Here is a 25619-nt window from a genome sequence, read left to right on the forward strand (position 1 = left end):
ACACAGTGGTTAAATCTTGAATTGCCTCAACAGGCCTTCCAGGCGATGACCGATGGCGTACAGCTCATCGACCGTGTGTACGCCGCTTTGGGTCTGGTCTGCGACGTTTTCAATCGCGCGGGCTATCTGGTGGACGCTGCGATTGATGGCCTCTGCAACCGACGTCTGCTCTTGCGCGGCGCTGGCGATGTGCGCGTTCATGGTGTTGATGGTAACGATCAACTCGACCGCCTTGCCCAGCGACTGCCCGGCTTGTCCAGCGTGCAGGCTGGCGCCATGACCTGCTGCGCCGGAGTGACTCATTGCAGTGACGACCTTGGTGGTGGCCTGGTCAAGGCGCTCGATCATCGCTTGAATTTCCTGGGTGCTGAGTTGCGTCCGGCTTGCCAGCGCGCGTACTTCGTCGGCAACCACGGCAAATCCGCGACCTGCATCCCCGGCCCGGGCGGCTTCGATCGCGGCGTTGAGTGCGAGAAGGTTGGTTTGCTCGGCGATCGAGCGGATTACATCCAGCACCGTGACAATGCCTGCTACATCGCCTTGCAGGCTTTTCAGCGAGGCGCCTCCCGCGGACAGGTCCTCGGTCAGGCTTCCCAACCGGGTGATGCTTTCATTGACGACCTGCCTGGCGTGCTGGGCCTGCACATCGGTTTCGCCCGCTGCCTCTGAAGCGCTCTGGGCACTGTTGGCGACCTCTTGCGCCGCAGATGACATCTGATTGATTGCTGCAGCGACTTGATCGGTTTCCTGGCGTTGCTGTTCCATGACCTGATCGATGCATTTGCTCTGTTCGGCCACCTGGGTCACGGATGTATTCAATTCTCTGGCCATGCCGACGATCTGGCCGACCAGCCCATGAATCTTATCGGCGAAGGCATTGAACGACACGGCCACCTGGCCGAACTCGTCGCGGCTGATGGGTAAGCGCCGTGTCAGATCGCCTTCGCCCGCGGCGATCTCATCGAGGTGCTCGCGAATCCGCGACAGGGGACGCAGGCTGCTTTTAACCATTAACACTGCGAGCACACCGGTGATCCCGAGCGCAATCAAGGCAATGACGGTTATCCCGTAGACCAGGCTGCGCACACGCTGATGGATTTCCCCTCGTACTTGGGCAACCTGGCTTTCGATACGGTCGAGATTGATCGCGGTGACCACGACCATGTCCCAGGCCGGCAGGTAAAAGCTGTAAGCCAGCTTGGGAACGACTTTATCCGTATTGATCAGGGCCCCCGAATAGTTGACGAAGTGGCTGTCGTTCATCGCTGCGGCAACCATTTCCCGATTCAGGTAAATCCCGTTCTTGTCTTTGCGGTCACTCATGTTGGTGCCGACGCCTTCACTGCTGTCACCACGAAACAGGCGCACGACCTGACTGTCGTAACCGATAAAATAGCCGTCGTCCCCATACTTCATTTTCGACAGTCGCGCGATCGCCAGCGCACGCGTTGCGGTGTCCCCCGTCTCGGCCTGCGCATACAGCTCCGCTACCGAGGTTCGGGCAAGGTTGGCGTAGTCTTTCAAGCGTTCCCGGCTTTCATCCAGCAGGCGTTTCCGGGTCGCCGTGACTTCCTGCTCGGCGCTCGACAGCAAGGTGGTGCTCGTTGTCAGCGCCAGCATCGTGGACAACAGCACCACCGGAGTCAGCACCAGCATCAGTACTTTGTTTTTAAACAGCATGCGTGGGGTTCCTCACCTGAATCTGTAGGAAAGCGGCCGCAAGGGCCGCGATCGTCGACTTACCAAAGGGCAATGTCATAGGTGAGGTAGAGGCGATTACTGTCGCGGCCGCGGGAGAACTCAGAGCGGTAGACATAGTTGCGCATGCGTACGCCCAGGCCCTTGAACGTGCCGGCTTGCACAACGTAAGCCAGCTCGGTATCCCGCTCCCATTCCTTGACTGTGGTGGTGGACTTGCCGTCATTGCCGCTCAGGTAGCGCGTTGAGAAGGTCAGGCCGGGCACGCCGACGGCGGCGAAGTTGTAGCCATAGTTGAGCATCCAGGTCTTCTCGTCCTCCTCAATGAATTTGCCGATGCCGGCATTACTGAACGAGTAGACGGTCGCGCCGCTGATGTAGGGTAATCCGGCATCACCGCGAAGGGCCTGGTAGCCGCCACCGAGGGTATGGCCTGAGATCACGTAGGACAACTGGCCGCTGAACATGTCATTGTCGATTTTGCCTGCGTAGGCCGAGCCGCTATCAACGCTGTTGAAGTAGCGCAGGTCGCTGGTCAGCACGCCGCCGACCAGCGGCAGGTCATGCTGGATGCCAGCGAAGTTCTGTCGGTAGAAGTGCTCGAGTTCCCCGTAGAAATAACTCAAGCGCAGGTTTTTGCCCCATTTGTACTCAGCCCCGGCGTAGTTGAAATCACCGGATTTTTCCCCGCTGTAGCCATCAGGCACGATCGGCACGCTGTTGGTGGAGTCGCGCAGTTTGAAACGGTCCAGATGCCCGCCGGTCACGGTCAGGTTCTCGATGTCGCTGCTGCTGACCTGGGTGCCCTGGTAGGTCTGGGGCAACAAGCGCGCATCGTTGTAAATCAGCACCGGCGTCTTGGGCAGCAAGGTGCCGTACTTGACAGTGGTTTTGGCGAACCTGGCTTTTGCCGTAGCGCCGGCGCTGGCAAACTCGCCGGCCGCCCGCCCGTCATCATGCACCGGCATGAGCCCGGTGCCACTGCGCCCGCGCCCTGAATCGAGCTTTACCCCATAGAGTCCCAGGGCGTCCACGCCGAAACCGAGGGTGCCCGCAGTAAATCCGGACTGATAGTCCAGCAGAAATCCCTGGGCCCACTCGGTGCGTTCGCTTTTTGCCGTTCTGGCGGCCCGCGCACTCAAGCCGTGCTCGTCGCGAAAGTTCTCGTTGAAATACACATTGCGCAGTTGCAGCTTGAGCTTGCTGTCATCAATAAAACCTTCGGCGTTGGCCGCCGCGACGGGTACCAGGCCTAACGCGCAAAACAAAGCTCGACGGGTATACATAGGGTTCATGGCAAATGACTCGTTGTTGTTATTTGGGGTACAGGTCGGCACGCGCCTCGTGAGTGACGCGCGCTGGAAGGCAGCAGGGGTTATGGGTGGATCAGGTGAACAGGCTGATGGCCCCGGTCAACAAGGCCAGGGCGGTAACGACCAGGGAAGTCAGCACGGCCCATTTGACGGTGGCCTTCTGGAAGTCGCCGATATCGCGATCGACCATGCCCACCAGCAACAGGGTCGAGGCCACCAGCGGACTCATGAGGTGAACAGGCTGGCCCAGGATCGAGGCGCGGGCGATTTCGACCGGGTCGATGCCATAAGCGGCGGCGGCATTGGCCAGGATCGGCACCACGCCAAAATAGTAGGCGTCATTGGACAGTACAAAGGTCAGCGGCATGCTGGTGATCGCAACCACCAACGGAAACAGGTGGCCCCAGGATGGCGGGATCCAGTCGACAAGAGTCTGTGCCAGGGCATCCACCATCTTTGTACCGGAAAAGATCCCGGCAAAGATCCCGGCGGCAAATACCAGCAACACCACGGTCATGGCGTTGCCCGAGTGCGCCAGGATGCGTTCTTTCTGAATGTCCAATTGCGGGTAGTTGATCATCAGCGCGAGCACGAAGCCGATCAGGAACAGGATCGCGGAATGCATCAGCCCCATCACCAGTGCCACCATCACCGCGATCACCAGCACCAGATTGACATAGGCCAGCTTCGGACGTTTGTGGGGCGTGTCCTCGAGAATCGCATCGATGTAGCAATCGCCGCCGCCGCTTTGCAGTTGCACGTTGCCGATACGCTTGCGCTCTGCGCGACCCAGTATGAAGGCCGTGAAGATCACCCACAGGGCACCGCCGATCATGGTCGGCAGCAACGGCACGAAGTACTCGCCGGCATCCAGGCCCAGCGCGGCAATAGCCCGTGTCGCGGGGCCGCCCCAGGGCGTCATGCCACTCATGATGCTCAGCGACAGCATGGAGAGGGTCGCCAGGATCATCGGGTTCATGCCGATGCGTTTATACAGCGGCAGCATCGCGGCGCAGGTGATCATGTAGGTCGTTGTGCCGTCGCCGTCGAGCGCTACCAGCAACGACAGCAGGGCCGTGCCTACGGCGATCTTCATCGGGTCGCCATTGACCCTCTTCAGGATTTTGCGGATCAGCGGGTCGAACAGGCCTGCGTCGATCATCAGGCCGAAGAACAGGATCGCAAACAGCAGCAACGCGGCAGACGGGGCGACCATTTTCAGGCCGTCGAGCATCATCTTGCCGGTGGTGCCGCCAAAGCCGCCGATCACCGCGAAGACGATGGGAACCACGGTGAGCGCGACGATGGGCGACAAACGCTTTGTCATGATGAGATAGGTGAATACGACCACCATGGCCAAGCCAAGGAAAGCGAGCATAGGACGATTCTCTTGTTGTTATCGTAAAAATGGCTGACGCCGAGGCGCACGCGCCCTGACCCGCCGGGCGGCACAACGCGCCTGGCGGGGAGGGGGGGGCAGTCAAGTCAGGGGGGAAGCGTTATCCGGTTGTCTCTAGACGCGTTTGGCGTCCTTCAGGTCGTCCCAGGCTTTTCCCGGTGCGGCAGAAGATTTTGCGTCGAGCATCCGGTTCAGCGTTTCGCGGTGGCAGGCATTTTCAGACATCGAAATCACCACCGTCGCTACCGCGTTACTGGCCAGGCTGGTCAGGGCGCGGGCTTCAGACATGAAGCGGTCAACACCGATCAGCAATGCCAGGCCGGCCAATGGGATGTCGTGAATGACCGTCAGGGTCGAGGCCAGTGCCACGAACCCGCTGCCGGTAACCCCGGCGGCGCCTTTGGAGGACAGCAGCATGATCGCCAGCATGGTGATGATCTGCGTCAGGCTCAGATCAATGTTGCAGGCCTGGGCAATGAAAATCGCCGCCAACGACAGGTAGATGGCCGTGCCGTCCAGGTTGAACGAGTAGCCGGTGGGCAGCACCAGGCCGACGACGCCTTTTTTGCAGCCCAGTGCCTCGAGTTTCTCCAGCATGCGCGGCATCACCGGTTCCGTGGAGGAGGTGCCGAGTACCACCAGGAACTCTTCCCGAAAGTAGCGCAGCAGCTTCCACAGGCTGAAACCGTTGGCGCGGCAAATGCTGCCCAGTACCACGAAGACGAAAAAGCCGCAGGCGATGTACAAGGTCATGATCAACTTCGCCAGCGAACCCAGCGAGGTGATGCCGTACTGGCCGACAGTGAACGCCAAGGCCCCGAAAGCGCCGACCGGTGCAAAACGCATCAGGTAGGAAAAGATCTTGAAGACCATTTGCGAGGCGGATTCGAGCACGTCGAGTACCGGTTTGCCACGCTCGCCCAGCGACGACAAGGCAAAGCCGGACAACACCGCGATAAACAGCACCGGCAACACTTCACCTTTACTGAAGGCGCCGATAAACGTCTCGGGAATGATGTGCATGAAAAACTCCACCACCCCAAGCTTTGCGGCCGACTCCGTGTACTGGGCCAATCCTTTGGTGCTCAGCTGGCTGGGATCGATGTTCATGCCGGCGCCCGGCTGGAACACGTACACCGCGACCAGGCCAATCACCAGGCTGATCACCGTGAGGACGAAGAACAACAGCATGGTTTTGCCCAGCAGGCGCCCGAGGGAGCGCTTGTCGCTCATCCCTGCGATGCCGGTGACGATGGTGCAGAACACCACGGGCGCAATCATCATCTTGATCAGTTTGATGAACGCGTCACCCAGGGGCTTGAGTGCAATGGCCTGCTGGGCCCAGAAATGCCCGACCACGATGCCGAGCGCCACGGCGCAGAGGATCTGGAAGTAGAGCGATTTAACAACTTTCATGGCATCACCCATTTTTAGAATTGTGCGGATGCAAAAATGCCAACGACTATCGGAATTTATCCGGCAAGGCGCTGCGAGTCAGTGGCGTAGACGTAGCCGGAGAAAAGCCTGCGGGCGGTGCGTACGACTGAAGCCTGAATTGTCTCACCGTTGACGCCGGTGTAGGACAATACGACATCAATCCCGCCGCTCGGGTGTTCGATACGCACCGCTTCTAGGCGCGGCGTACTGATCCCGCCGAGCATCTGCGCGACGATGCTGCCTTCGATCACACACGCAGTGGCCAAACCAATCGAGCCCGTAATGGCGAGCGCGCGGTGGCAGTTGTGCGGCATGAAGTAACGAACCTGGAGCGTGCCCCCCGCTTTCCCGGGCGAAACCAGTACCGGCTTGGGAATCACTTTGTCGCTGACATCGCCCAGGCCCATGGCCAGGCCGGCCTGCAGCCGCAGCGTCTCAAGGCGTCGCAGGAATTCCTTATCGGCGTCCAGTTCCGCCGGGCTCTCATCGCCACGCTTGCCCAGTTGGCTGGCTTCGACAAGCACCATGGGCATTGCCATGTCGATACAGGTCACCGCAATGCCATCGATCACGTCCTGCGTGTTACCGGTGGGAAAGAGCTTGCCTGTCTTGCTGCCGGCTGCGTCGAGGAACGTCAGTTGCACCGGCGCCGCCGTACCGGGCACGCCATCAATGGCGGTATCGCCCTCGTAACTGACTTTGCCATCCGGCGTGTACACGTCGGAGTGAATAAAGGTGCCGGTATTTAGGTTGCGAATGCGCACACGGGTGCGCTCCGGGGTGCCTTTGACCAGACCCTGCTCGACGGCGAACGGGCCCACCGCGCACAGCATGTTGCCGCAGTTGGGTGCGCTGTCGACCCTGCGTTGTGAAACCATCACTTGAACGAACAGGTAATCAACGTCCGCATCCGGGTGCAGCGAAGGGCTGACAATCGCAACCTTGCTGGTTTGCGGGCTGCCACCGCCGATGCCGTCGATCTCCAGTTCATGACCGGAGCCCATCAGGTTGAGCAGCAGTTCGTCACGGGCCTCAACGGCGGCGGGCAAATCCCAGTCGAGAAAAACCGGACCTTTCGAGGTGCCGCCGCGCATCAGCACACAGGGAATTCTTTGCATGATACTGACTCTTGTTGATCAATCGGTGTAATTGATGTTCTTGGAGCAAGAGTCTCAAGCTTTAAAAAATGTTTCAAATGCAAATATTGAAGAGATTATTGCGTTTTGCGAATGATAAATTTACGCTGAGTTTCCTTTTGACGCCTTGTGCGGGTGAGATAAGACATGGAATATGAGCTGAATGACATTCGATCCTTCGTGAAAATCGCTGAACTTGGCAGTTTTCACGAAGCAGCCGATGCCTTGCACCTGTCTCAACCGGCACTCAGTCGCCGAATTAAAAAACTGGAAGAGGGGTTGGGCACCTCGTTGCTGGATCGCACCACGCGTAAGGTCAGCCTCACGAGTGTCGGTCGTGACTTTCTTCCAAAGGCACGTCGGTTGCTGGATGACTTCGATGAGTCGATTCTCAATATCCGTGAGCTGGCCGAACGCCAGATTGGCCGGGTAACCTTGGCGTGTATCCCTACTGCGGCTTTCTATTTCCTGCCATCAGTCATTCGCCTGTACAACGAGCGCTACCCAAAAATCCGCATCCGCCTGCTGGACTTGAGCGCCAATGAGGGGCTTGAAGCGGTGCTGCGGGGGGAGGCCGACTTCGGGATCAACATGATGAGTGGGCAGCATCCGGACATTGAGTTCGTGCCCCTGGTCAGCGAGCCTTTCGTATTGGCGTGCCGGCGTGATCATGAGTTGGCTGGACGCAGTTCGGTCACCTGGTCCGAATTGAGCGATTACCGTCTTATCGGGGTAGGGCGCCTGAGCGGCAACCGCATGCTGCTCGATCACGCGTTGTCGGGCTTGAGTTGGCGGCCGCAATGGTTCTACGAAGTCCAGCACCTCTCGACTTCGCTGGGCCTGGTGGAGGCCGGCCTTGGGGTTTCGGCGATGCCGAGCCTGGCCATGCCGGCTGAAGATCATCCAACCTTGGTCAGCGTCCCGTTGATCGAGCCGGTTGTGAACCGCTCCTTGGGCTTGGTTTACCGCCGGGGAGCATCGCTTTCGCCGGCGGCGGAAAAATTCGTCTCGATACTGCTTGAGCAGTGGCCTCAATGAGCCATACGGCTGGTTTTTTCTCAAACACGCCGCGGCTCGTCCTCGACAATCTTGCGCATCAGGCTCAGGTAGCGACTCGCTGCCAGCCCCAGGGGACGGTTCTTTACCCAGATGATATCGACCCATAGCCGCATCTGACTCGGCATGTTGTCAAACACCACCTCCGTCAATGCGCCCGAACTGATCAGAGGTTGTACCAACGACTGTGGAAGATAAGCCCAGCCCAATCCTTGCTGGACCAGATCCAGCGTTGCCAGGTAATTGTCGCTGTGCCAAATCCGCCGTGACAGCACAACACGTGGATCAGAGTCTGTAGGCCCTCCAGTAGCCACGATGATCTGCCGGACGTTGACCAGTTGCTCTTCACTCAAGGGGCTTTTCTTGCCGGCGGCCGCAGGATGATCCGGAGAGGCAACGGCTACCAACAATTGGCTCCCCGCTTCAAGAAACGTCTCCCGCTCGTCAAGCCCTGGTCGTTCAAATCCAAGGGCCAATTGCACCCGCCCTTCATGGAGCATGCGCATCGCCTCCGGATGGGACGCGGAGCGAATCTCGATTTCAAGCGTGGGAAACTCCCTGGCGATAATGGACAGCGGACGATTCCATACGCCTGTCTGCAACTCCGGCGCCATCGCAAGGACCAAGCGCTCCTCCAACCCCTGATGAAGCTGGAGCGCATGGGCGTCCAGCAGGTTTAACTGGCTGGCGACCTGTCGTGCCTGGGGCTCAAGTGCTTTGGCGGCTGCCGTAGGAATGGCTTTGCGGGTTGATCGGTCAAAAAGCAATAAATCCAGCTCGGCTTCAAGCTGCGACACCGCCATGTTGATGGCCGAGGGTACCCGCCCCAATTTGCGTGCGGCGGCAGAGAAGGAGCCGCTGTCGACAACCGCAAGGAAAACTTTCAGTGACTCACTGGTGAACGCCATGGCAGTTGTCAGATTTTCTGATGATGATCGTCTTTATTTATCAGGTTTATTAGCCTAATTTCCACTTCTATTCCAAATTAAGTACGTGGGGAACACCATGTTAAATACTGATTTGAGGGGGCACGTGGCACTTGTCAGTGGTGCCGGCAGTGAAGCGGGTATTGGCATGGCGATCGCTCGCAGGCTAGGTGCAGCGGGTGCGAGATTGATCATCACCGCCAGTAGCCGCCGCATCGAGGAACGCGTTAAAGAGCTGCTCGCAGAAGGGTTTGAAATTGAGGGCAGGGCGGTTGACCTCATCGATGAACATCAGGTGCGTGAATTCGGCCTCTGGGCGGTGTCGGTCTGGGGGCGGGTCGATATTCTGGTGAATAATGCCGGCATGGCCATGCAAGGCAGCCCTGAGGTTTTCTCGGAATTGGCGAGCATGGAACTGCATGAGTGGAATCTTTCACTGGCCAGAAACTTAACCACCGCTTTTCTTCTGACGCGGGCTGTTTTGCCCGGTATGAGGGCGCGAAATTACGGGCGCATTGTCAATATCAGTTCCACCACGGGCACCCGCGGGAGCAACCCCGGCGAAGCCGCTTATAGCGCTGCCAAAGCCGCGATGGTGGGCATGAACATGGGACTGGCACTTGAAGTCGCCAAGCACGGGATTACCGTCAACAGCGTGGCGCCCGGATGGATCACCACGGGCTCAACCACACCGGTTGAAGCAGAGGCGGGGCGCTTTACCCCGATCGGGCGGGCGGGCAGTCCCCACGAGGTGGCGGCGGCGGTTGCATTTCTGGCGTCTCCAGAATCCAGTTACATCACCGGTGAAGTTATCGTGGTCGATGGCGGTAATTGCCTGGTCGAGAATAAAGCCCCTCACTCCGGTTAATGACGTTTGAATGAATATCTGCGCGGTATATCAAGGCTATATGTCAGCCGGCAATGTAAATAGTTAAAGCCAACGCCCACGTTATAAGTTTGCGGAGCGATCTTCACCCAATATTCGGGAGCTGATGCTGCACCTGGAGAATGATGGAGTGTGGCTTATCTATACGGCGATGAAGTTTAACTAATGTGATACTTAATAAAGGGTTCTAATCATGTCGAACAGTGGAGTTTGTGAATCAGCGATTGCTGCCTTTACCGCAGCCGAGCGTGCCCGGTTTATAGAAAACAACCCAACGTCGATGGCGCTGGCCAAGCGTGCCAAGGCGGCGCTGTTCAACGGTGTGCCCATGCACTGGATGAGCGATTGGTCGATGCCTTCGCCGCTCTTTGTCCAGCGTGCCAAAGGTGCCCGCTTCACTGACGTCGACGGTCATGACTACATAGACTTTTGCCTCGGCGACACCGGCACGATGTTTGGCCATTCACCTGATCCTATCGCCCGCGCCATAGCCGAGCAGGCGAACAATGGCTTGACCACGATGCTGCCCGGCGAAGATGCGGTGGTCTGCGCAGAGTTGCTGGCCCAGCGGTTTGAGCTGCCTTATTGGCAAGTTACCGCCAACGCTACCGACGCCAATCGTTATGTGCTGCGCTGGGCGCGCGCTATCACCCAGCGCAATGTTCTACTGGTGTTCGACGGCTGTTATCACGGCACCGTGGATGACGTGATGGTCCGGTACCGAGAGGGCAAGACCGTGCACCGTCCGGGCCTGGTGGGGCAAGCCTACGACTTGACCCAATACAGTCGATCCATTCCCTTCAACGATGTTGCTGCACTGGAGGCTGCTTTAGCTCAGGGCGACGTGTGCGCGCTGATGTGCGAGCCGGCGATGACCAATATAGGCATGGTCCTGCCCGATCCGGGGTTCATGCAACAGTGCCGCGAGCTGACGCGAAAATACGGCAGCCTGTTGGTCATTGATGAGACCCACACTATTTCTACCGGCATCGGTGGATGCACGCGCCAATGGGATTTGAAGCCCGACTTTTTCGTAGTGGGGAAACCCATCGCCGGTGGCATGCCTTGCGCAGTCTTTGGCATGACCGAGCACGTTGCGTTGGCCATGCACGATGCGCAGAAAAGCATCAGCGAAGAGAGCGGCGGGCATGGCCACAGTGGCATGGGCACCACCTTGTCCGCCAACGCACTGGCGATGCGCTGCATGCGCGTCAGTCTCGAAGAGGTCATGACCGAGTCTGCGTACCAGCACATGTTGCCCCTGGCCTCAAGACTGGCCCAGGGATTTCGAGCGTTGTTCAAGCGGCACCAATTGAACTGGTCGGTAACCGAGTTGGGGGCTCGTTGTGAATTTCAATTCTGTGCCACACCGCCAAGAACAGGTGCGCAAGCCGAGGCGGCTTTTCATGACAGCCTTCAAATGGCGCTGCACCTCTATCTGATCAATCGCGGGATCCTGATCACGCCTTTTCACAACATGACCCTGTGCTGTCCGCAAACAAGTGAAGGGGATGTCGACAGGCTGATCGGTGAGTTGGATAACGCGCTGACCACGCTGCTTGCCCTACCTGGAGCGCGGGTTATCTCTTCATAAGTTCCATTGTTCTTGAATACTGTCCAGTCGCTTGAATAAGCGCCGAGAGGTTTGATATGCAATTTGCTGATAAAAAAGAGGCCGAAATTTATCTGGCCGCCCACCCTGAAGTGCTGAGCATCGAGTTGTTCCTTATTGATGCGAATGGTGTTCCGCGAGGAAAGCTGCTGCATCGCGACGAACTGCTTGCGATCTACGCAAACGGTCGGCCGCTGCCAAGCTCCATTCTCGCCTTGACCGTGCAGGGTGAAGACGTCGAAGACACAGGCCTGGTCTGGGATGTCGCCGATGCCGATTGTTGGACATACCCCTTGGCGGGAAGCCTGACCCTGCAACCCTGGCGCACCAACCCCACCGGTCAGGTGCAGGTGAGCATGCACCCGACCCAAGGTATTCCCGCCGCACCGGCCGACCCGCGACACGTACTGGTGCATGCCATTGACCGACTCAAAGCCGATGGTTTCCATCCGGTAATGGCCGTTGAACTGGAGTTTTACTTGCTGGACCAGCAACGCGATGCCAACGGTCGGCCGCAGCCAGCGCTGCAGACCAACGGCGTCCGTCCCCAGGCACCGCAGGTTTATGGCCTATACGAGTTAGAACAGCTGCAACCTTTTCTTGATGACCTCTACGCTGCGTGCGCGCTACAAGGCCTGCCCGTACGCACAGCCATCTCCGAGTACGCTCCAGGCCAAGTCGAGTTGACCCTGGAACATCGTTTCGACGCACTCCAGGCTATTGATGAAGGCGTACGCTACAAACGCCTGGTCAAAGGTGTCGCCAACAAACATGGGCTACAAGCGTGCTTCATGGCCAAGCCGTTCAGTTGCCAGGCCGGGAGTGGCATGCATTTGCACGTCAGCCTGGCCGACGAGGAGGGTAACAACCTGTATGCGAGCGAAGACCCACAGGGTACGCCACTGTTGCGTCACTCAATTGGCGGGATGATGGCGACCTTGTTTGACTCACTGGCGATATTTTGCCCCCATGCCAATTCATATCGCCGGTTCCAGACCGGCAGTTACGCGCCGTTGGCCAAAAGTTGGGGCGTCAACAATCGTACGGTGTCGTTCCGCGTGCCCGGCGGCCCTGCACTAAGTCGACATATCGAACACCGCATTTGCGGGGCCGACGCCAACCCGTATCTTGCCGCCGCCGCATTACTGGCGGGGATTCACTACGGCATCACCCATCAAAGCGATCCCGGCCCGGCGATCGTGGGAAATGGCTATGAGCAGGCGACCGATTTTCTACCCACCGACTGGCTGACCGCGTTGCAGGCTTTGCAGGATTCAACGTGGGCACGCGAGGCGCTGAGCGCCGAATTCCTAAAGGTGTATCTGGCGATCAAATGGCGCGAGTTCCGTCAATTCAACGCTGAGGTCGGGGAGCAGGACTGGCGCTGGTACCTTACTCACGCATGACTGATGGGCGATAACCGATGCTCATCAGCGGTTGTCAGCGTGGATTTGGGACCCGTGAGCCGAAACAAGGGTAGAGTGTTCATCACTTTCTGTTCATAAGGGCCTTCGCGTAGTCGCACTGAGCGGTTCCAGCGTCCGGACAGGGCAAAAAAACGGTATATCAATTGTTAAGTGAAGAATGAATCGTCCGCTGTTTGTTTCTCTGGATGGGCCCAAGGGCACCGGCAAAACCACGCTGTTGGAGGCCGTTACGAAAGCACTGAGGGCAGACAACAAAAAGGTGATCCGGCTTTGCGAGAGAAAAAGTGATCCCTACCGGGAGGGAACAATGGCGCTTGTTAACCAGCTCGTCAGAAGTCCCTCCCGAGAGCTGGAGTTGCGGGTGTGTGAACGCTTTGCTGACAGCCGTGCCTGGATTTCCCGGCAGGTGCTGGCTAAACAGCCACCAGGCAGCATCATCCTGATCGATCGCTGGTACCCGTCGGATGCCGCGTTTCGCCGGATAATTCCGTTTGCAGAGATCCTGCAGTTGAACATTGATCGAAACGTGCGAGTGCCAGACCTGCATGTCGGGATTGTCACCGCCCCTGAGATTTCATGGGCGAGGGCAGCTGCGCGACGGCGTGGGCTGAGCAGCACGGTGATCCATAAGCTGGAAGAACATAGCGCGTGTACCCAGGCATTCGAGCGAGCGATTGCAGATCAGGGTTGGGTTGTATGCCGTAATGAAGGCACGATCGAAGACGCAACGATGCAGGTGGTGTCCGCGATCTATAGAGTCCTTGCTTGCGCGTCCCCGGCAGTCATTCTACGGGCCCCGACCTCCATCGACTCCTTGTGCCATCCAGGCTTCTAATGCCTCGGCGCTCATAGGCTTGGCTATCAAATAACCCTGTGCTTCGGAACATCCCCACTGAATTAACAGGTCCAGGATTTCTTGATTTTCTACGCCTTCTGCAACCACCCGGTAGCCGAGCCCCTTAGCCAGTCCGATCAGGGTTTTAACCAGTTGCTTGTCATTTTGATTGCTGCCCAGCCCACTGATCAGAGATTGGTCAAGCTTGACGGTATTAGCCGGGAGCTCCTTCAAATAAGCCCAGTTGCTGTAGCCGGTGCCAAAGTCATCAACAGCAACCTCTACGCCAAACTTACGGACACGCTCCAGTTGCCGGATGACTTCTTCAGGGTTGGTCATGAGCATGCTTTCGGTAAACTCAAGTTCAAAGCCAGCGGGGTCCAGGCCGTGCTGTTGAATCTCATGGATCATCGCGTCGACGAATTCGGCGCTTTCAAGATCGCTGACGGTAATGTTCATCGCTATCCGCAGGCGCACACCTTGCGCTTTCCAAATAACCGCTTGCCGGATGATTGCGTTGAGCACCCACAATCCAACAGAGGGTATGAGTGCGGTTTTTTCAGCCAAGGGTATGAATTCAGCAGGGCTGATGGGCCCCAGTAAAGGATGTGTCCAACGCAATAGTGCTTCTACTGAATGACACCATCCTGAGGGCAGTTTGATTTTTGGCTGGTACACCAGGCTGAACTGTTTGTCGGCGCTGACCGCCTCCGGCAACGAACTCAACAACATGAACGCGCGTTGTTGAGCCGCATCAAAATGGGGTTCATAGCGCGACCATCCCAGCCTGCGGTCACGCGCCTCATCCGCAGCGCTGACCACCAGGCGAAGCCAGTCTTGCTGGAGACCTGAGCTATGAATAGGCAGGACGCCAATCCCGACTTGCATGAGTATGGGGATGGCGTGGCATTCGACAGGCTTTTTGAAGTCCTTGAGGATGTTTTCACAAATGTGCTCGGCCGTTTGATCCTCCTCAAGGAGAAAACCAAACCGCGTCGGGCTAATTTTATAAAGTAGACACTGTGGCGGTAATAGCTTTTGTAGGCGCGCTTTGATTGCCAGGACCAAGTCCGTGGCAAAGCTGTAACCCAGCGCCTTCACGATATCGTTGAGGAACTTTGGCGAGATGATGTCAACCGCATACGCTTGGCACGCGCTGTGGGTCTTGAGCGCTTGGCGTATATCCTCCTCAAACCGGAGTCGATTAAATAACCCTGTGGGTTGGTCGACGAAGTTTCGAGCGCGCGTGCTGTGGATGCGCATCATCACCAGTTCAGCAAAACCGCTGAGCATCGCGCTATCACGCTCACTCATAGCGGCGCGTGAGACTGTATCAATGATGCACAGGCTTCCCAGCGTAAAACCCTCTTCGGTAATCAGTGGGGTGCCTGTGTAATAACGAATATACGGAGGCCCCGTTACCAGGGAATTGTCTTTAAAACGGGGATCAAGCGTCGCGTCCAATACCTCCAGCGGGGCGTTATCCAGCGTCGAGTAAGCGCAGAAGGACACTTCTCGTGGTGTCTGCGTCTCTTTAAGCCCTACGCGCGCCTTGAACCATTGCTGATGCTCATCGACGATCGAGATCAGCGCTATGGGTGCGTTGAAGTAAGCAGAAGCCATCTCGACGATTTTATCGAAGACAGTATCGTACTCGCTGTCAGCTGGACAAAATTTCGCGACCTCTTTAAGCCGTTCAATTTCATTCGGCGGAATAGGAGCGCCTGCGCCCATGACAATCCTCGGAGTGGCTGTGTTTATGTGCACGGTATCAGACAGTGCCATCATTATGATGTTGTTTTTTCTATTCCTCTGATAGCTCAGCGGTATGCAGGCAGGCGGCCTCTCCTGTGTTGCCGGGAGAGGCGCGTGTTTGGACTCAGCACTGCCTAGTATTGCAGCAGCAGAGCGGCCGGTGATGCTCGGTTGATAATATGCATATGCTCTTTTAGTCGTTGATTCTTAATCGGCTTCACTTTCAACTGGCTTCTTTTTGATAGGTGAGCGTTGATGTCCGAGCGGTGTGATGTAGTGGTACTGGGATTGGGGGCCATGGGGGCCGCTACGGTGTATCAGTTGGCGAAGGCGGGTGCGAATGTTGTGGGTATCGACCGCCATCACCCACCTCACAACCTGGGCTCCAGCCATGGCGATACGCGTATTACCCGGCTTTCGGTGGGTGAGGGCGCGCAGTACGTTCCCATTGTGCGCAATTCCCACCGCATCTGGCGCGAGCTTGAGCAATTGTCAGGGGAGTCGCTGTTCGAACAGTCGGGTCTATTGGTTCTGACTTCGAGTCCCGAGTTTGACCCCAACGATAAAACCGACTTCACATTGCGCACCATCGGCCTAGCACAGGCCTATGGCATCGAGCACGACGTTTTATCCGCCGAACAGATTCGCCAGCGCTTTCCACAATTTGCCAACGTCCACGACACTGCCATCGGCTATTTCGAGCCAGGTGGAGGTTTTGTACGTCCTGAACGTTGCATTGATGTGCAGCTCAAGTTGGCCGAGCAACACGGAGCAATCCTCTACAAAGGCGAAACCGTCACAGGGATTAGCTCGAATGAGCAGGGAGTCCATGTCACTACGAATCTGCGCACGCTCTTTGCAAACAAGCTTGTGATTAGCGCCGGCAACTGGAGCGGCGGTTTGCTGGGCGAGCCGTTTGACAGCCTGCTCAGCGTCTACCGGCAGAAGCTGTTCTGGTTCGGGCTGGAGAAGGGCGCCGAGTGGGTGGATCACTCACCGACGTTTATCCTCACTCACGGCCGTGGCGACGACAAAATCAACTACGGCTTTCCCGCATTACACGGCGAGGGCAGCTTGAAAATCGCCACCGCGCAATACCACACTACTTCGTTGCCGCAAACAATGGATCGTACGGTCTCGTCGGCGGAAGAGCGGGACATGTATGAGCACCAGGTGCGCGGCCGCATCGTCGGTGTGACCTCGAACGTGGTCAAGTCTGCTGTCTGCGCCTACACCGTGACGCCGGATCGCCATTTCATTATCGATGAGCATCCGTCGTGGCAGCACACCTTGGTGGTGTCCGCCTGCTCCGGTCACGGCTTCAAACATTCCGCCGCGTTGGGCGAGGCGTTTGCACAGTGGTGCATACGCGGTTCGACCGACTTGGATCTCTCGTCTTTCTCCCTTAAACGCTTCGAGCGCTATCATGGCGATACCTGAGTTACATCCAGTGGCTGCATGAAATTAAGGGTGAAGTCCGCGACGTGAAGCCGGATTCACGGTGCCGAGTACGTAAGCGTTCCGGGAACACACCCATGATGCGCCAATCGTGATTTGAGTGGAAAACCCTTAAAACGCAGCAATTCCTACTCCAAACCCTCCTCTTAAAGAAATGAGTGGAATCCATCACGGTTTTTCCATTCAAGAAACAAAATAAATCATGATTTTCCGCTTGTTTATTTAGGCCCAATTCGTGAGTTGCCACTCATTAATTCAAACCACTCTAAGCGTCCTGCAAAAAATCTAGCTAACCCCTGCCTCCACCTCTCCTGTGTCTCCGCATGCGCCACTCAGAGCACTTGGTTGCCAAGATTTCTGTCAATACTCATATATTATCCGTCCCCGTTCTCCAAAAGAAACAAGGGGAAAGTGGCAATATATCTATAAATATTTAGCAGTTAGCTTTTTTTAGCATTTCAAAGTTTTTTGCATCTGAATTTTCGATAGGTCTTGACGTTAAATAACATCATTGAGTTCAAATGACTAACTGGAAGTCCTAATCGGCTGCCAATATAACCATAAAGTTATGGGTGTTTTTTAGGAATAAAAAATATTCGAAAATTCTAGAGCGCCCGGTACTTGGGGCTTCCAGCGATTTAGTGTGCCAAGTGAAGCTTGGGAAAAAATTTAGTTTACATGTATTGACAGTGCCAAGAGGCGCTCTTGACCTTCAAAATGGATTTGGGTTTACTGCTCGCCATCCAATAGTTGGACGGTTACAACCCGCTCTTTAAAAAATCGAAAGTGGTCGATCTAAGGTTTGGCGAATATCTCGTAAAAAAAATAGAAACCATAGATCTGACCACATATTAGAGGAATGGTAATTGACAGATCTTCCTGGACATATTTTGGGAACTTATAATCTGAAGCTAGATTCAACCAGTACTATCGCCGAAATAAGACGGCATGAGGAGGCGGTTAGGCGATACGAAATTCTCAAGGACTATTTGACAGGAACAATTAGTGCTGATGTAGCTATGGAGATTCTTTGCATCAAGAAGTCTCGCTTTTACAAGCTACTTAAATACATGACGGGAGCTAAAAGTTACAGGGCACTGGTATCGAATGTGACAGGGAGAAAGCCAGGCCTGACAGTGACAGATCCTGAGACACTGAAGTTAATAGAGGAGATGTTCGAGGAACATTACCCTAGCCACAAGACCATCGCTGCGGTATGGAAACATTGTCAAACCCAAGCCGATAATCGGCGGACGCTTAGGCCGAGTTACCATACCGTCTCGACTTGGATAAAGGCCAAAACAGAGTCGCTTCTTTACGAGATGACTCACACAGGAGACCAAAACAAGCAAAGGTATGGGGCAAAGCCCGGTTATAAAGCTACTAAGAGACCGTTGGAGTGGGTTCAGATCGACCACACTGTTGTCGATCTTATGGTAGTGGATGAGGAAGACAGAAATGTCGTCTTGGGACGTCCTTACATAAGTATAGCGGTTGATTTGCATACACGTGTGATACTTGGTTTTTACGTCTCATTACTTCCGCCAAGCGCTGTATCTGTTGCAATGCTTATGGAAAACTGCGCCTTGCCCAAAGCGGAGTTTCTGAAAAGCCTAGGACTCCCAGAACACTTGCTTCCCTACTACGGATTGGCGGAAGTCATCCACACTGATAATGCAAAGGAGTTCATATCTGACGTATTCGTCCTAAACGCCAAGGACTTTGGCATTGACGTTGAGCATCGAGATATTCCCGAAAAACACCAAGGTGGCCATATTGAAAGTCTGATTGGAAAGTTGATGATCCACACGATCCATCCGCTGCCAGGCACCACAGGCTCCAATGCTCAGCAGGGTAAGCATCTGAAAAGTAACAAGAAGTCTGCAATAGGGCTAACTGGGCTGCGCCGTATGCTGGCCTATGCCCTACACGCCTACCATCAGACGAAACACTCGGAGCTAAATAAGACTCCCGCGCAAGCATGGGAGGGTCACTTTTCTAAAAAACCGAACAGTCGGGTTTTGGAAACGTCCCAGTATGAAGACTTCAAATACCGGTTTTACCCAGAAGTCTCTAATAAGAAAGTCGTGCCGGGAGGTATTGAGATTTTTCGCAGATTTTATTACGGTCGCTTACTTAAGGACATGGTTCGCGACGAGGTGACAGTTAAGTATGATCCACACGATTTGAGTTTCATTTACGTAAAACTTGGCGAGATTTTCGAGAGGATTCCTTGTGTGCGCAATAGTTTCTGTAGGAGTTCGGACTATGAGACATACCGTTGGCAGCGCCAGCAAAAGGGAGATCGAGATGGCACCATGACGAAGGAAGGAGCGCAGTCTTATGGTGAAATTACCAAGCAAAAAAATAAGGAAGTAAAATTAACTACTCAGGAAAAGCGCAGGAGGAAAACGGTAAAAGGAAAAACTGACTATAAAAAACAAGCAGGTTTACACGGCAAAAAATCAGAAGGTGACAGCACACTGAGCCGTGTTGCGCCGAACACACCCAGCACTACCGGCAAGGCAAATCAAACCGGCAAGTCATCTAAGAAGTCGAATATTTTTGATATTGGCGGTTTCTTCAAAAAGACCGAAGATGTTGACTACAACCAGCCTCCGACTTTTTACGATAGCAACTAATTAAACGCCTATATTGTACTTAACCTGAGCGCATGGGCTTGTCTTTGTTGTCTCTTATTTAGACATCAGCCTGAAGGCATTCATGCGCTCACACTTTTGTGAACTCCCATGACAGATTACTCGCACGTACACCCTGCGTCTCAAATTCACTTCAATGAGTCAGACGATGTTCGTCTTATCACCTGTTCCAACGATTTCTGGGTGCACCATCCTAACGCTCAGAAAATCATACTAAGGATGGAAATGGCAATGAAGATGCGGAACAAGATCAACGCACCCAGTATGCTCGTTACATCTCCTGGAGGAGGAGGCAAAACTGCCTTGATTGGTGAGATGAAGGCCCGGAATGCGACGAACGAAAACAAAATGATCTTCGTGACCATGCACCAAAGCCCTAATGGCTACTCACTAAAGGATCTTATCCTGGGCGAACTTGGTTTGGGGGTAGGGCGAAGGGCGCGGCAAGGCCATAACATTACTCCTGAACTTCAATACATCATCAGGACTGAAAATATTCGCGCTATCGTTATTGATGAAATTCATGATGCACTAACATTAACCGAGCTTCAGCAGCGCATCAATCTTTCGCTTCTGAAGAATTTGTCTGGCTCCACCTACGGCCTCTCAGTGTTTGCGTTCGGGGTTCCAGATGCAGCGCGTGTACTTCGGCAGGATCCTCAGCTTGAACGTCGATATCCCGTGGTGGCCCTCAATGGGTGGGAAAATGGCCCAGAGTTTCGCAACTTTGTGTCCAGCTATATCCACCATTTGCCACTGAAGAAAAAAACCAACTTCCAAGATCAAGTGCTCTTCCTGAAAATCATGAAAAAAGGGCAGGGTATCACCGACAACGTCGTGAAAATTCTGCAGGCATCGGCGATGGCCAGCATCATTGATGGTACCGAACACATCAACCACCTTCACCTTGATAACATCGATGAGATCATGGCGAATTTTAACTATGCACTTCGTGGCGCAGAGATGCCCCCGGAAGAAGATGAGCAGTCTGCATAAGATGAAGCATGATCTGTCACTTTTAAAAAAACGCCAGATCGCCCGCGCAGTACTGGAAGGCCTCCACGGCTTCCAGTATCTCTGGCCTGAACGCAGAGAGGTTATCGAGGCTTTGGACAGAGTAGCCAATTCCGATGAAGCCATTTTTCTGATGTTGCGGGGGGCGGCAGGGGTAGGAATCAGCTCAATACTTGAAGAGTTCGCTTCGAAATACCGTAGCCAGGTTATTTTTGTGACGCCGCGTCTTTATTCAAAACGGCTAAACATGATTGGCCAAGTACTTCACGCTCTTTTTCCATATAGCAATTTCCGGAGCCACACATACGTACCGAACAGCTTGATGCAATTCCGTCGGGCCGCGCGAAAAATTATTATTTTCGACGATTTGGATATCATTTCTAACCAAAACGATACGCATGAGGTTCTCTTTGACCAGCTCCAACAGCTTGCACGGTGTCCAAGTGAATTCAAGATTATTATGTCTACGAGGAACAAGAGGCTGCTCGGTGATTACTGCCGGGTAAGGCGCGTCAAAAGCATGGTTGTTCCAGTGTCTGGAATAATATCGGCAGCCGATGTAAAAGACGTTGTTCAAAGATTTTACGACTGGTGCAATGGGCAATTCGATACTTGCGTTCAATTTCCCTGCATGTCTCAACTCTTCAAACGTGAGCAAGATATGCCTATCGACCGCATTATTTATGCGTGTGAAACCATTTATTGCTCAGAACTTTTGAAGGCGTCCAGCAGTTTCAACGAGAAGATGTCTGATTTTACAAAAAAACCAACCACTTCTGGGTCGCTTTATCATGTGTCAGACCTTCGTCATGCCGTTGAATATGAAGCGTTCGGCTGACATACCTCGAGCACAGAGTTCGCCAAATTACGCTATGCAAATGACAGCGTCGCCAAATATTTACCTTCCAACAAAGGAATAGCACCAGTGAAATCGACAAAGCCCGTAGTGCCGGAACCCCTAGCAGACGAAACGCTATCTTCATGGATGTGGAGAGTGAACTCTCAAATACCTATTATCTCCCATGTGCGATTCAGTTCGCCGGAAGGCGAGATCAAAAATCGCGACTCAATGGAACTCTGGGCTGAACGGTTTGAAGATCGTGATCTATTGAATGAAAATGTTTATGTTGAGTTATTCAAAAAAACATTCAATATCTCTCAGGATTGGTTAAGTAAGCGATTTCCTGAATTCAGTCGACCGACCATACCGGCCCAGTTCAGAAGGGCGTTTTGTTCGCAATGCTTTATGGCGTCCTTCGAACAGGTAGGCACTCCGATCAGTAAGGTTCAGTGGTGCTACCTAACCAAGCCATTCTGTGATTTACATCATATTCCACTGCACGACTCTTCGATTTTTTTTATAAATCATGACGATTACACAATTCAGGCATTTGTGTCCTACTGGGATGACCCTAAGTTTAAGGAAAACTGCGATGCCATCTGTGACGTCTGGAGGATGAGGAATAGTCTGGCGCTAAAAGCACAACAGCGCTTGCACAAACTGACTAGACTCGCGTCCAAATCTGGACAGAGTTTCAATGTTCAGATGTTCATGGTGACATTAATGAGGGCCATGATGAGTCCTGCGCTCCATCACGGCTATCCCAAAATCGCATTTCATCATTGGGGTGGCAGCGACCCGTATGCGGGCCTGGGGGTTCACGGCGATTTCTACCAGGAAATCTATCGAAGCACTTCCTTGGCTCGGCTGTACGCTCTTTATTTTAGCGCTATTATTTTGGGCTGGATTACCAGTGAACAAGCGCGGAAGACTCTTCATGAAGGTTATTTTTCGCCTTGGAGCACTGACGCGATATGGTTAATACTCGACAAGACATCAGGAGTTCTGAGCTTGCTTTTTTCTGAACTTAAGCTTTATGAAACGTCATACCTAAACTTAAGATCGATGGAGATCCCTAAATTGATTCGGATTCGTTACGATGCGTAAGATCAGTACACTCACTTGGGTGCCGGGATGTCTAGTGCATCGCCCTGGTACCTTTTCGTATCATCACTTTGTTGTTGTCTTACATGTGGACTTGATTACCTTGGAGATCCTAACTTACTCTCTCCAATTCAAGGAAGGGTGTGATGATATATCTAAGCCATCCTTGATCAATACATTGAATCCTTACGGTTTCTGGTTGTGGCAAGCAGATCAATGTGATTTGAATAGGCACACGGCGTCGGTTTTGGCGTCACCAAGACTTGCCAGGGGGGATTTCGACAGTTTTGGCCCTCTTCGCGTCATCCGGAAATTTCCATCCGCTAAATTGGGCCTCTTAGCCAATCGCCTCATGAAAAGTTTCTACGATTTAAATGCCAGTCACCTCGGTCATCTCTATAGTCCCATACGGACTTCCAACAATCTTCTACTCCAAAGAATCAACCGCTCGGTTGAATACGCTAATGGATTTTGCACCACCCAGGGCTGATTTATCTGTTGCTCATCGACAATAAAAAGTCTTCGTTCAATATGTACGACGTCAAATCAAATATGAGTTTTCGCGCGCAAACCGCCGGCATCATGAATCAAGGCCGCGACTTAGGCACAGCGGACGGCTCGGACGTTGGAGCATTAAACCTGCTGCGCACTGATTCGTTGCATCGGAATAGCCCCGTAATCCACCTTGCGAAAATGGACGGCTCGCTCAGGAATTTAGTCTGGGAGTGTTGACACTGTGTTCCTGTCCGACGCGTGGCGGTGCCATGCACACATTGAACTCGACCAGTGAGGCGAGGCCGGCGACGGGTTTCTGATTTGCCGATGCTGTTGGCAGGGCCACACCTTTCTCGACTCTCGCGTCTAGTCGCATAATCAGATCTGACTTCAGAAATAGAATGGGGAGCACAGGCTCATGGTTCAGGTGAGTGCCTTGGTTTGGGTTCACCGAGCGTTTACAAAAAAGTCGCTCGTAGCAAAGAAAAAATTAGGCATATTTATGCGTAGACGCATTTGATCGGTTCCAGTGCAAACTGGATCATTCCCTGTTTTTTTTCCAGTACTCTCGTACAGACGACAATGCTAATCCCAACTGTGCTGCTGCCTGCTGCTGAGTCGCGCCGACCGCCTTAAGATCTAGCACGGCTCTCTCATTCTCAGCATTCAACGGCTTACCCCGACCCCGCTTTATAAGCGAGCCATTCCCATCAAATTGCTCGCTGAGCGCTTCCATTCCTCCACCAGCGTGAAAATCTGATACCTCGACCTCAGCTTCACGCATTACTTCAAGAGGCTGCTTTCCCTCTTGGTGAGCAATGCACAAGCTAAGCATCGCCACCGGACTGATCCCAAGCGACTCCGCCAGATCTGCAAATTGCTCAAGGGTGATGCTCGTCTGGGCATTTTCTAGCGCACTTACCTTTCGCCGGTGGGTGGCATCCGAGACGTCGGCGTACTTTGCACGTCGTATTACGCGGAGCGCACGAAGCACTCCTGCAAATGCGGTTCTCAATTCCATGACTTGCCCAAAAGTCAGGATATAGCCACAATTGACCAGTGCGAATAAACGTCAATTTAGTGTATTATTCGCCAATTACGACCAGCTTCAGCGCCAGCTATCCCGCGATATTGAGCCGTGGCGCACTGACCCTTGCCCTCAAACCTCAAAGCATCGCCGTCGCGATGGATTCAACGAGAACCCGATGTTTAGAACAGACGATAATGATTTGGCAGGCGTCCCAGGAGTTTTCGGGGAGGGCCTTGCGCACTGGCATGCAGTTTCCAGGATGCTCAGGAAGCACTGGTTCCACCTCACTGTAAAAATGATCGTGAAGGGCAGGGCACAAGAGTTTGAGTTGATGGTGAATGACGAGCCCAAGCTTCTGCAAGTGCTCCAGTCACAAGACGATGAAGTCTTCGTCAAAGAGATTCAGATTGTCACCCCAGCCAACATGAATGGTGGCGACGCTTGGCGGATGGAGAAGGTAGAGAGCTTGGCCCTGGGGCAAGATTCAGATGGTGACGCCGTCTGTGTAGTGACGGTTGAGGGTGGCTCGATTTACCACGACTCGTATCGTTCCGGCCTGGATGTGGCGACATTGACCAATATGCGAATCCTTTACGATCGCAGCGCTGGGCAAGGCGTGCACTGACTGGTCAAAGGAGCAGCGGAAATGGCTACCGCGGATGGTAACGAGTTGTTGAATGATGACCATACTTTTATAGACGGTGTATCGCTGAGCCTGAACGAGGCTTGTGCACTTGTGTCCGAGCGCTTTCCCATGAAAGCTTATTGCGTGGTCGAGCAATGGACTCTTTTCCAAGCAGACGTATCCGCTGATGATCTGGCCAAGATTCAGACCGCCGGGCATCTTCCATTGGTGGTCTTTGCCCATCGAGTCATAGAAGATAGCCGTGGTCGCTTTCAGCCTGGTGATTGGGTGCGGTCGAGTATGTGCACATCGTTCGACGGCAGCATCCTGGCTGAGACGAAGAGCACCGTGTATGTGTTGGTCGGCCCCGGTCGACGCCAAACGGCGAGCCTCAAAACGATTTTCTCTTTTTTCTGATCGCGTATAGCAGTGGTCAGTCCATCTGGTAAGGACACTTAATGCCCGGCTCCATCGATGTAGATTTTCACAGCAAACAGCATTCTGACTTTGATCTCCAGTGCATAGCCGGAGCCATTTCCCAAGGCTTCGCTGAACCGGTTACTGCATACCTCACTGAAGCGTTCATCAAGTCTCGGACATGTGTTGGAGTCGTATTCGGACATCAAGGGGACGACCCTCACGGAAGGTTAGAAGACGGCCGGGTTATCCAAACCGGTGTTGTGGTGATGGCTCAGAAGGAAGGGGGTTATTGGGTCTTATCAGATGAGGCGGGCAGCAGGTATGTGCTTGTCACATTCCGCCGAGATGGTGGGAGCGAGAGTCTGCTCAGTTATTTGCAAACGGCAGAACCGCTATCATAGCTACCTTGCTGAGTCCGACATGAGCGATATTCCTCCAAACGAAAAGGCTCTACCCGAAATCAAGATTGAAGAGTTCAGAGCGCGTTATCCG

The 25619-nt window shown here is 54.1% G+C and carries 20 protein-coding genes and 1 pseudogene; 12 read left to right on the forward strand and 9 right to left on the reverse strand.

What is annotated here, in order from left to right; genetic code table 11:
• Positions 1–9 precede the first annotated feature (9 nt).
• The 6 genes and pseudogenes from PspCFBP13509_RS32120 to PspCFBP13509_RS09290 all read right to left on the reverse strand — a co-directional run bounded on the left by PspCFBP13509_RS32120 (position 10) and on the right by PspCFBP13509_RS09290 (position 6965).
• Positions 10–831 (reverse strand): methyl-accepting chemotaxis protein, encoded by an 822-nt coding sequence (locus PspCFBP13509_RS32120; protein ID WP_408013063.1) that lies wholly within the window; start codon positions 829–831, stop codon positions 10–12.
• A gap of 36 nt (positions 832–867) precedes the next feature.
• A pseudogene (locus tag PspCFBP13509_RS32125) lies at positions 868–1680 on the reverse strand (cache domain-containing protein); the annotation flags it as partial.
• Positions 1681–1739: 59 nt separating this feature from the next.
• The gene (locus PspCFBP13509_RS09275) at positions 1740–2984 is read right to left on the reverse strand and encodes an OprD family porin (protein ID WP_446730746.1); all 1245 of its coding nucleotides are present in this window, start codon (positions 2982–2984) and stop codon (positions 1740–1742) included.
• Positions 2985–3084: 100 nt separating this feature from the next.
• On the reverse strand, positions 3085–4389 hold the full coding sequence (locus tag PspCFBP13509_RS09280) for a CitMHS family transporter (protein ID WP_065927555.1): 1305 nt from the start codon (positions 4387–4389) through the stop codon (positions 3085–3087).
• Between the two features lie 135 nt (positions 4390–4524).
• Entirely contained in the window at positions 4525–5838 is a 1314-nt protein-coding gene (locus PspCFBP13509_RS09285; protein ID WP_065927554.1) for a dicarboxylate/amino acid:cation symporter, read from the reverse strand.
• Between the two features lie 44 nt (positions 5839–5882).
• Positions 5883–6965 carry a 4-oxalomesaconate tautomerase gene (locus PspCFBP13509_RS09290; RefSeq protein ID WP_137211940.1) on the reverse strand — a complete coding sequence of 361 codons (1083 nt, stop codon included), beginning with the start codon at positions 6963–6965 and terminating at the stop codon, positions 5883–5885.
• A 165-nt stretch (positions 6966–7130) separates the two neighbouring features.
• Here PspCFBP13509_RS09290 and PspCFBP13509_RS09295 point away from each other — a divergent pair, with 165 nt between their 5' ends.
• Complete coding sequence (locus PspCFBP13509_RS09295; protein ID WP_027605835.1) at positions 7131–8021, forward strand: LysR family transcriptional regulator; 891 nt, start codon at positions 7131–7133, stop codon at positions 8019–8021.
• Between the two features lie 20 nt (positions 8022–8041).
• On the opposite strand, the gene PspCFBP13509_RS09300 is transcribed toward PspCFBP13509_RS09295, so the two are convergent.
• Positions 8042–8947, reverse strand: a complete 906-nt coding sequence (locus PspCFBP13509_RS09300; protein WP_137211941.1) for a LysR family transcriptional regulator — start codon at positions 8945–8947, stop codon at positions 8042–8044.
• Positions 8948–9044: 97 nt separating this feature from the next.
• Between PspCFBP13509_RS09300 and PspCFBP13509_RS09305 the strand changes: the two genes are divergently transcribed.
• The 4 genes from PspCFBP13509_RS09305 to PspCFBP13509_RS09320 all read left to right on the forward strand — a co-directional run bounded on the left by PspCFBP13509_RS09305 (position 9045) and on the right by PspCFBP13509_RS09320 (position 13725).
• A complete protein-coding gene (locus PspCFBP13509_RS09305; protein ID WP_137211942.1) occupies positions 9045–9833 on the forward strand; it encodes an SDR family NAD(P)-dependent oxidoreductase in 789 nt (262 codons plus the stop codon).
• A gap of 211 nt (positions 9834–10044) precedes the next feature.
• The gene (locus PspCFBP13509_RS09310; RefSeq protein ID WP_137211943.1) at positions 10045–11445 is read left to right on the forward strand and encodes an aspartate aminotransferase family protein; all 1401 of its coding nucleotides are present in this window, start codon (positions 10045–10047) and stop codon (positions 11443–11445) included.
• 56 nt (positions 11446–11501) lie between these two features.
• Positions 11502–12869 (forward strand): glutamine synthetase family protein, encoded by a 1368-nt coding sequence (locus PspCFBP13509_RS09315; RefSeq protein WP_137211944.1) that lies wholly within the window; start codon positions 11502–11504, stop codon positions 12867–12869.
• A gap of 178 nt (positions 12870–13047) precedes the next feature.
• Positions 13048–13725 (forward strand): dTMP kinase, encoded by a 678-nt coding sequence (locus PspCFBP13509_RS09320; RefSeq protein WP_137211945.1) that lies wholly within the window; start codon positions 13048–13050, stop codon positions 13723–13725.
• On the opposite strand, the gene PspCFBP13509_RS09325 is transcribed toward PspCFBP13509_RS09320, so the two are convergent.
• Complete coding sequence (locus PspCFBP13509_RS09325) at positions 13678–15459, reverse strand: sensor domain-containing phosphodiesterase (protein WP_137211946.1); 1782 nt, start codon at positions 15457–15459, stop codon at positions 13678–13680. The two genes, PspCFBP13509_RS09320 and PspCFBP13509_RS09325, sit on opposite strands and share 48 nt — an antisense overlap.
• Positions 15460–15735: 276 nt before the next feature.
• Between PspCFBP13509_RS09325 and solA the strand changes: the two genes are divergently transcribed.
• The 5 genes from solA (at position 15736) to PspCFBP13509_RS09355 (ending at position 22560) form a co-directional block, all read left to right on the forward strand.
• Positions 15736–16920: an N-methyl-L-tryptophan oxidase gene (gene solA, locus PspCFBP13509_RS09330; protein ID WP_137211947.1), complete on the forward strand. Its 1185-nt coding sequence runs from the start codon at positions 15736–15738 to the stop codon at positions 16918–16920.
• 884 nt (positions 16921–17804) lie between these two features.
• The gene (locus tag PspCFBP13509_RS09340) at positions 17805–19580 is read left to right on the forward strand and encodes a Mu transposase C-terminal domain-containing protein (protein WP_137211949.1); all 1776 of its coding nucleotides are present in this window, start codon (positions 17805–17807) and stop codon (positions 19578–19580) included.
• A 108-nt stretch (positions 19581–19688) separates the two neighbouring features.
• Positions 19689–20594, forward strand: a complete 906-nt coding sequence (locus PspCFBP13509_RS09345) for a TniB family NTP-binding protein (protein ID WP_228732722.1) — start codon at positions 19689–19691, stop codon at positions 20592–20594.
• Entirely contained in the window at positions 20578–21450 is an 873-nt protein-coding gene (locus PspCFBP13509_RS09350; protein ID WP_137211950.1) for a hypothetical protein, read from the forward strand. Before PspCFBP13509_RS09345 ends, PspCFBP13509_RS09350 begins: the two co-directional genes overlap by 17 nt.
• An 87-nt stretch (positions 21451–21537) precedes the next feature.
• Positions 21538–22560: a hypothetical protein gene (locus PspCFBP13509_RS09355; protein ID WP_137211951.1), complete on the forward strand. Its 1023-nt coding sequence runs from the start codon at positions 21538–21540 to the stop codon at positions 22558–22560.
• Positions 22561–23593: 1033 nt separating this feature from the next.
• On the opposite strand, the gene PspCFBP13509_RS09360 is transcribed toward PspCFBP13509_RS09355, so the two are convergent.
• Complete coding sequence (locus tag PspCFBP13509_RS09360) at positions 23594–24073, reverse strand: XRE family transcriptional regulator (protein ID WP_137211952.1); 480 nt, start codon at positions 24071–24073, stop codon at positions 23594–23596.
• 31 nt (positions 24074–24104) lie between these two features.
• On the opposite strand from PspCFBP13509_RS09360, the gene PspCFBP13509_RS09365 reads away from it, so the two are divergent.
• Entirely contained in the window at positions 24105–24707 is a 603-nt protein-coding gene (locus PspCFBP13509_RS09365; protein ID WP_242001061.1) for a hypothetical protein, read from the forward strand.
• Positions 24708–24728: 21 nt separating this feature from the next.
• On the forward strand, positions 24729–25124 hold the full coding sequence (locus tag PspCFBP13509_RS09370) for a DUF6957 family protein (protein ID WP_137201150.1): 396 nt from the start codon (positions 24729–24731) through the stop codon (positions 25122–25124).
• Positions 25125–25619 lie beyond the last annotated feature (495 nt).

The sequence above is a fragment of the Pseudomonas sp. CFBP13509 genome (genome assembly GCF_005233485.1).
Taxonomy (GTDB): domain Bacteria; phylum Pseudomonadota; class Gammaproteobacteria; order Pseudomonadales; family Pseudomonadaceae; genus Aquipseudomonas; species Aquipseudomonas marginalis.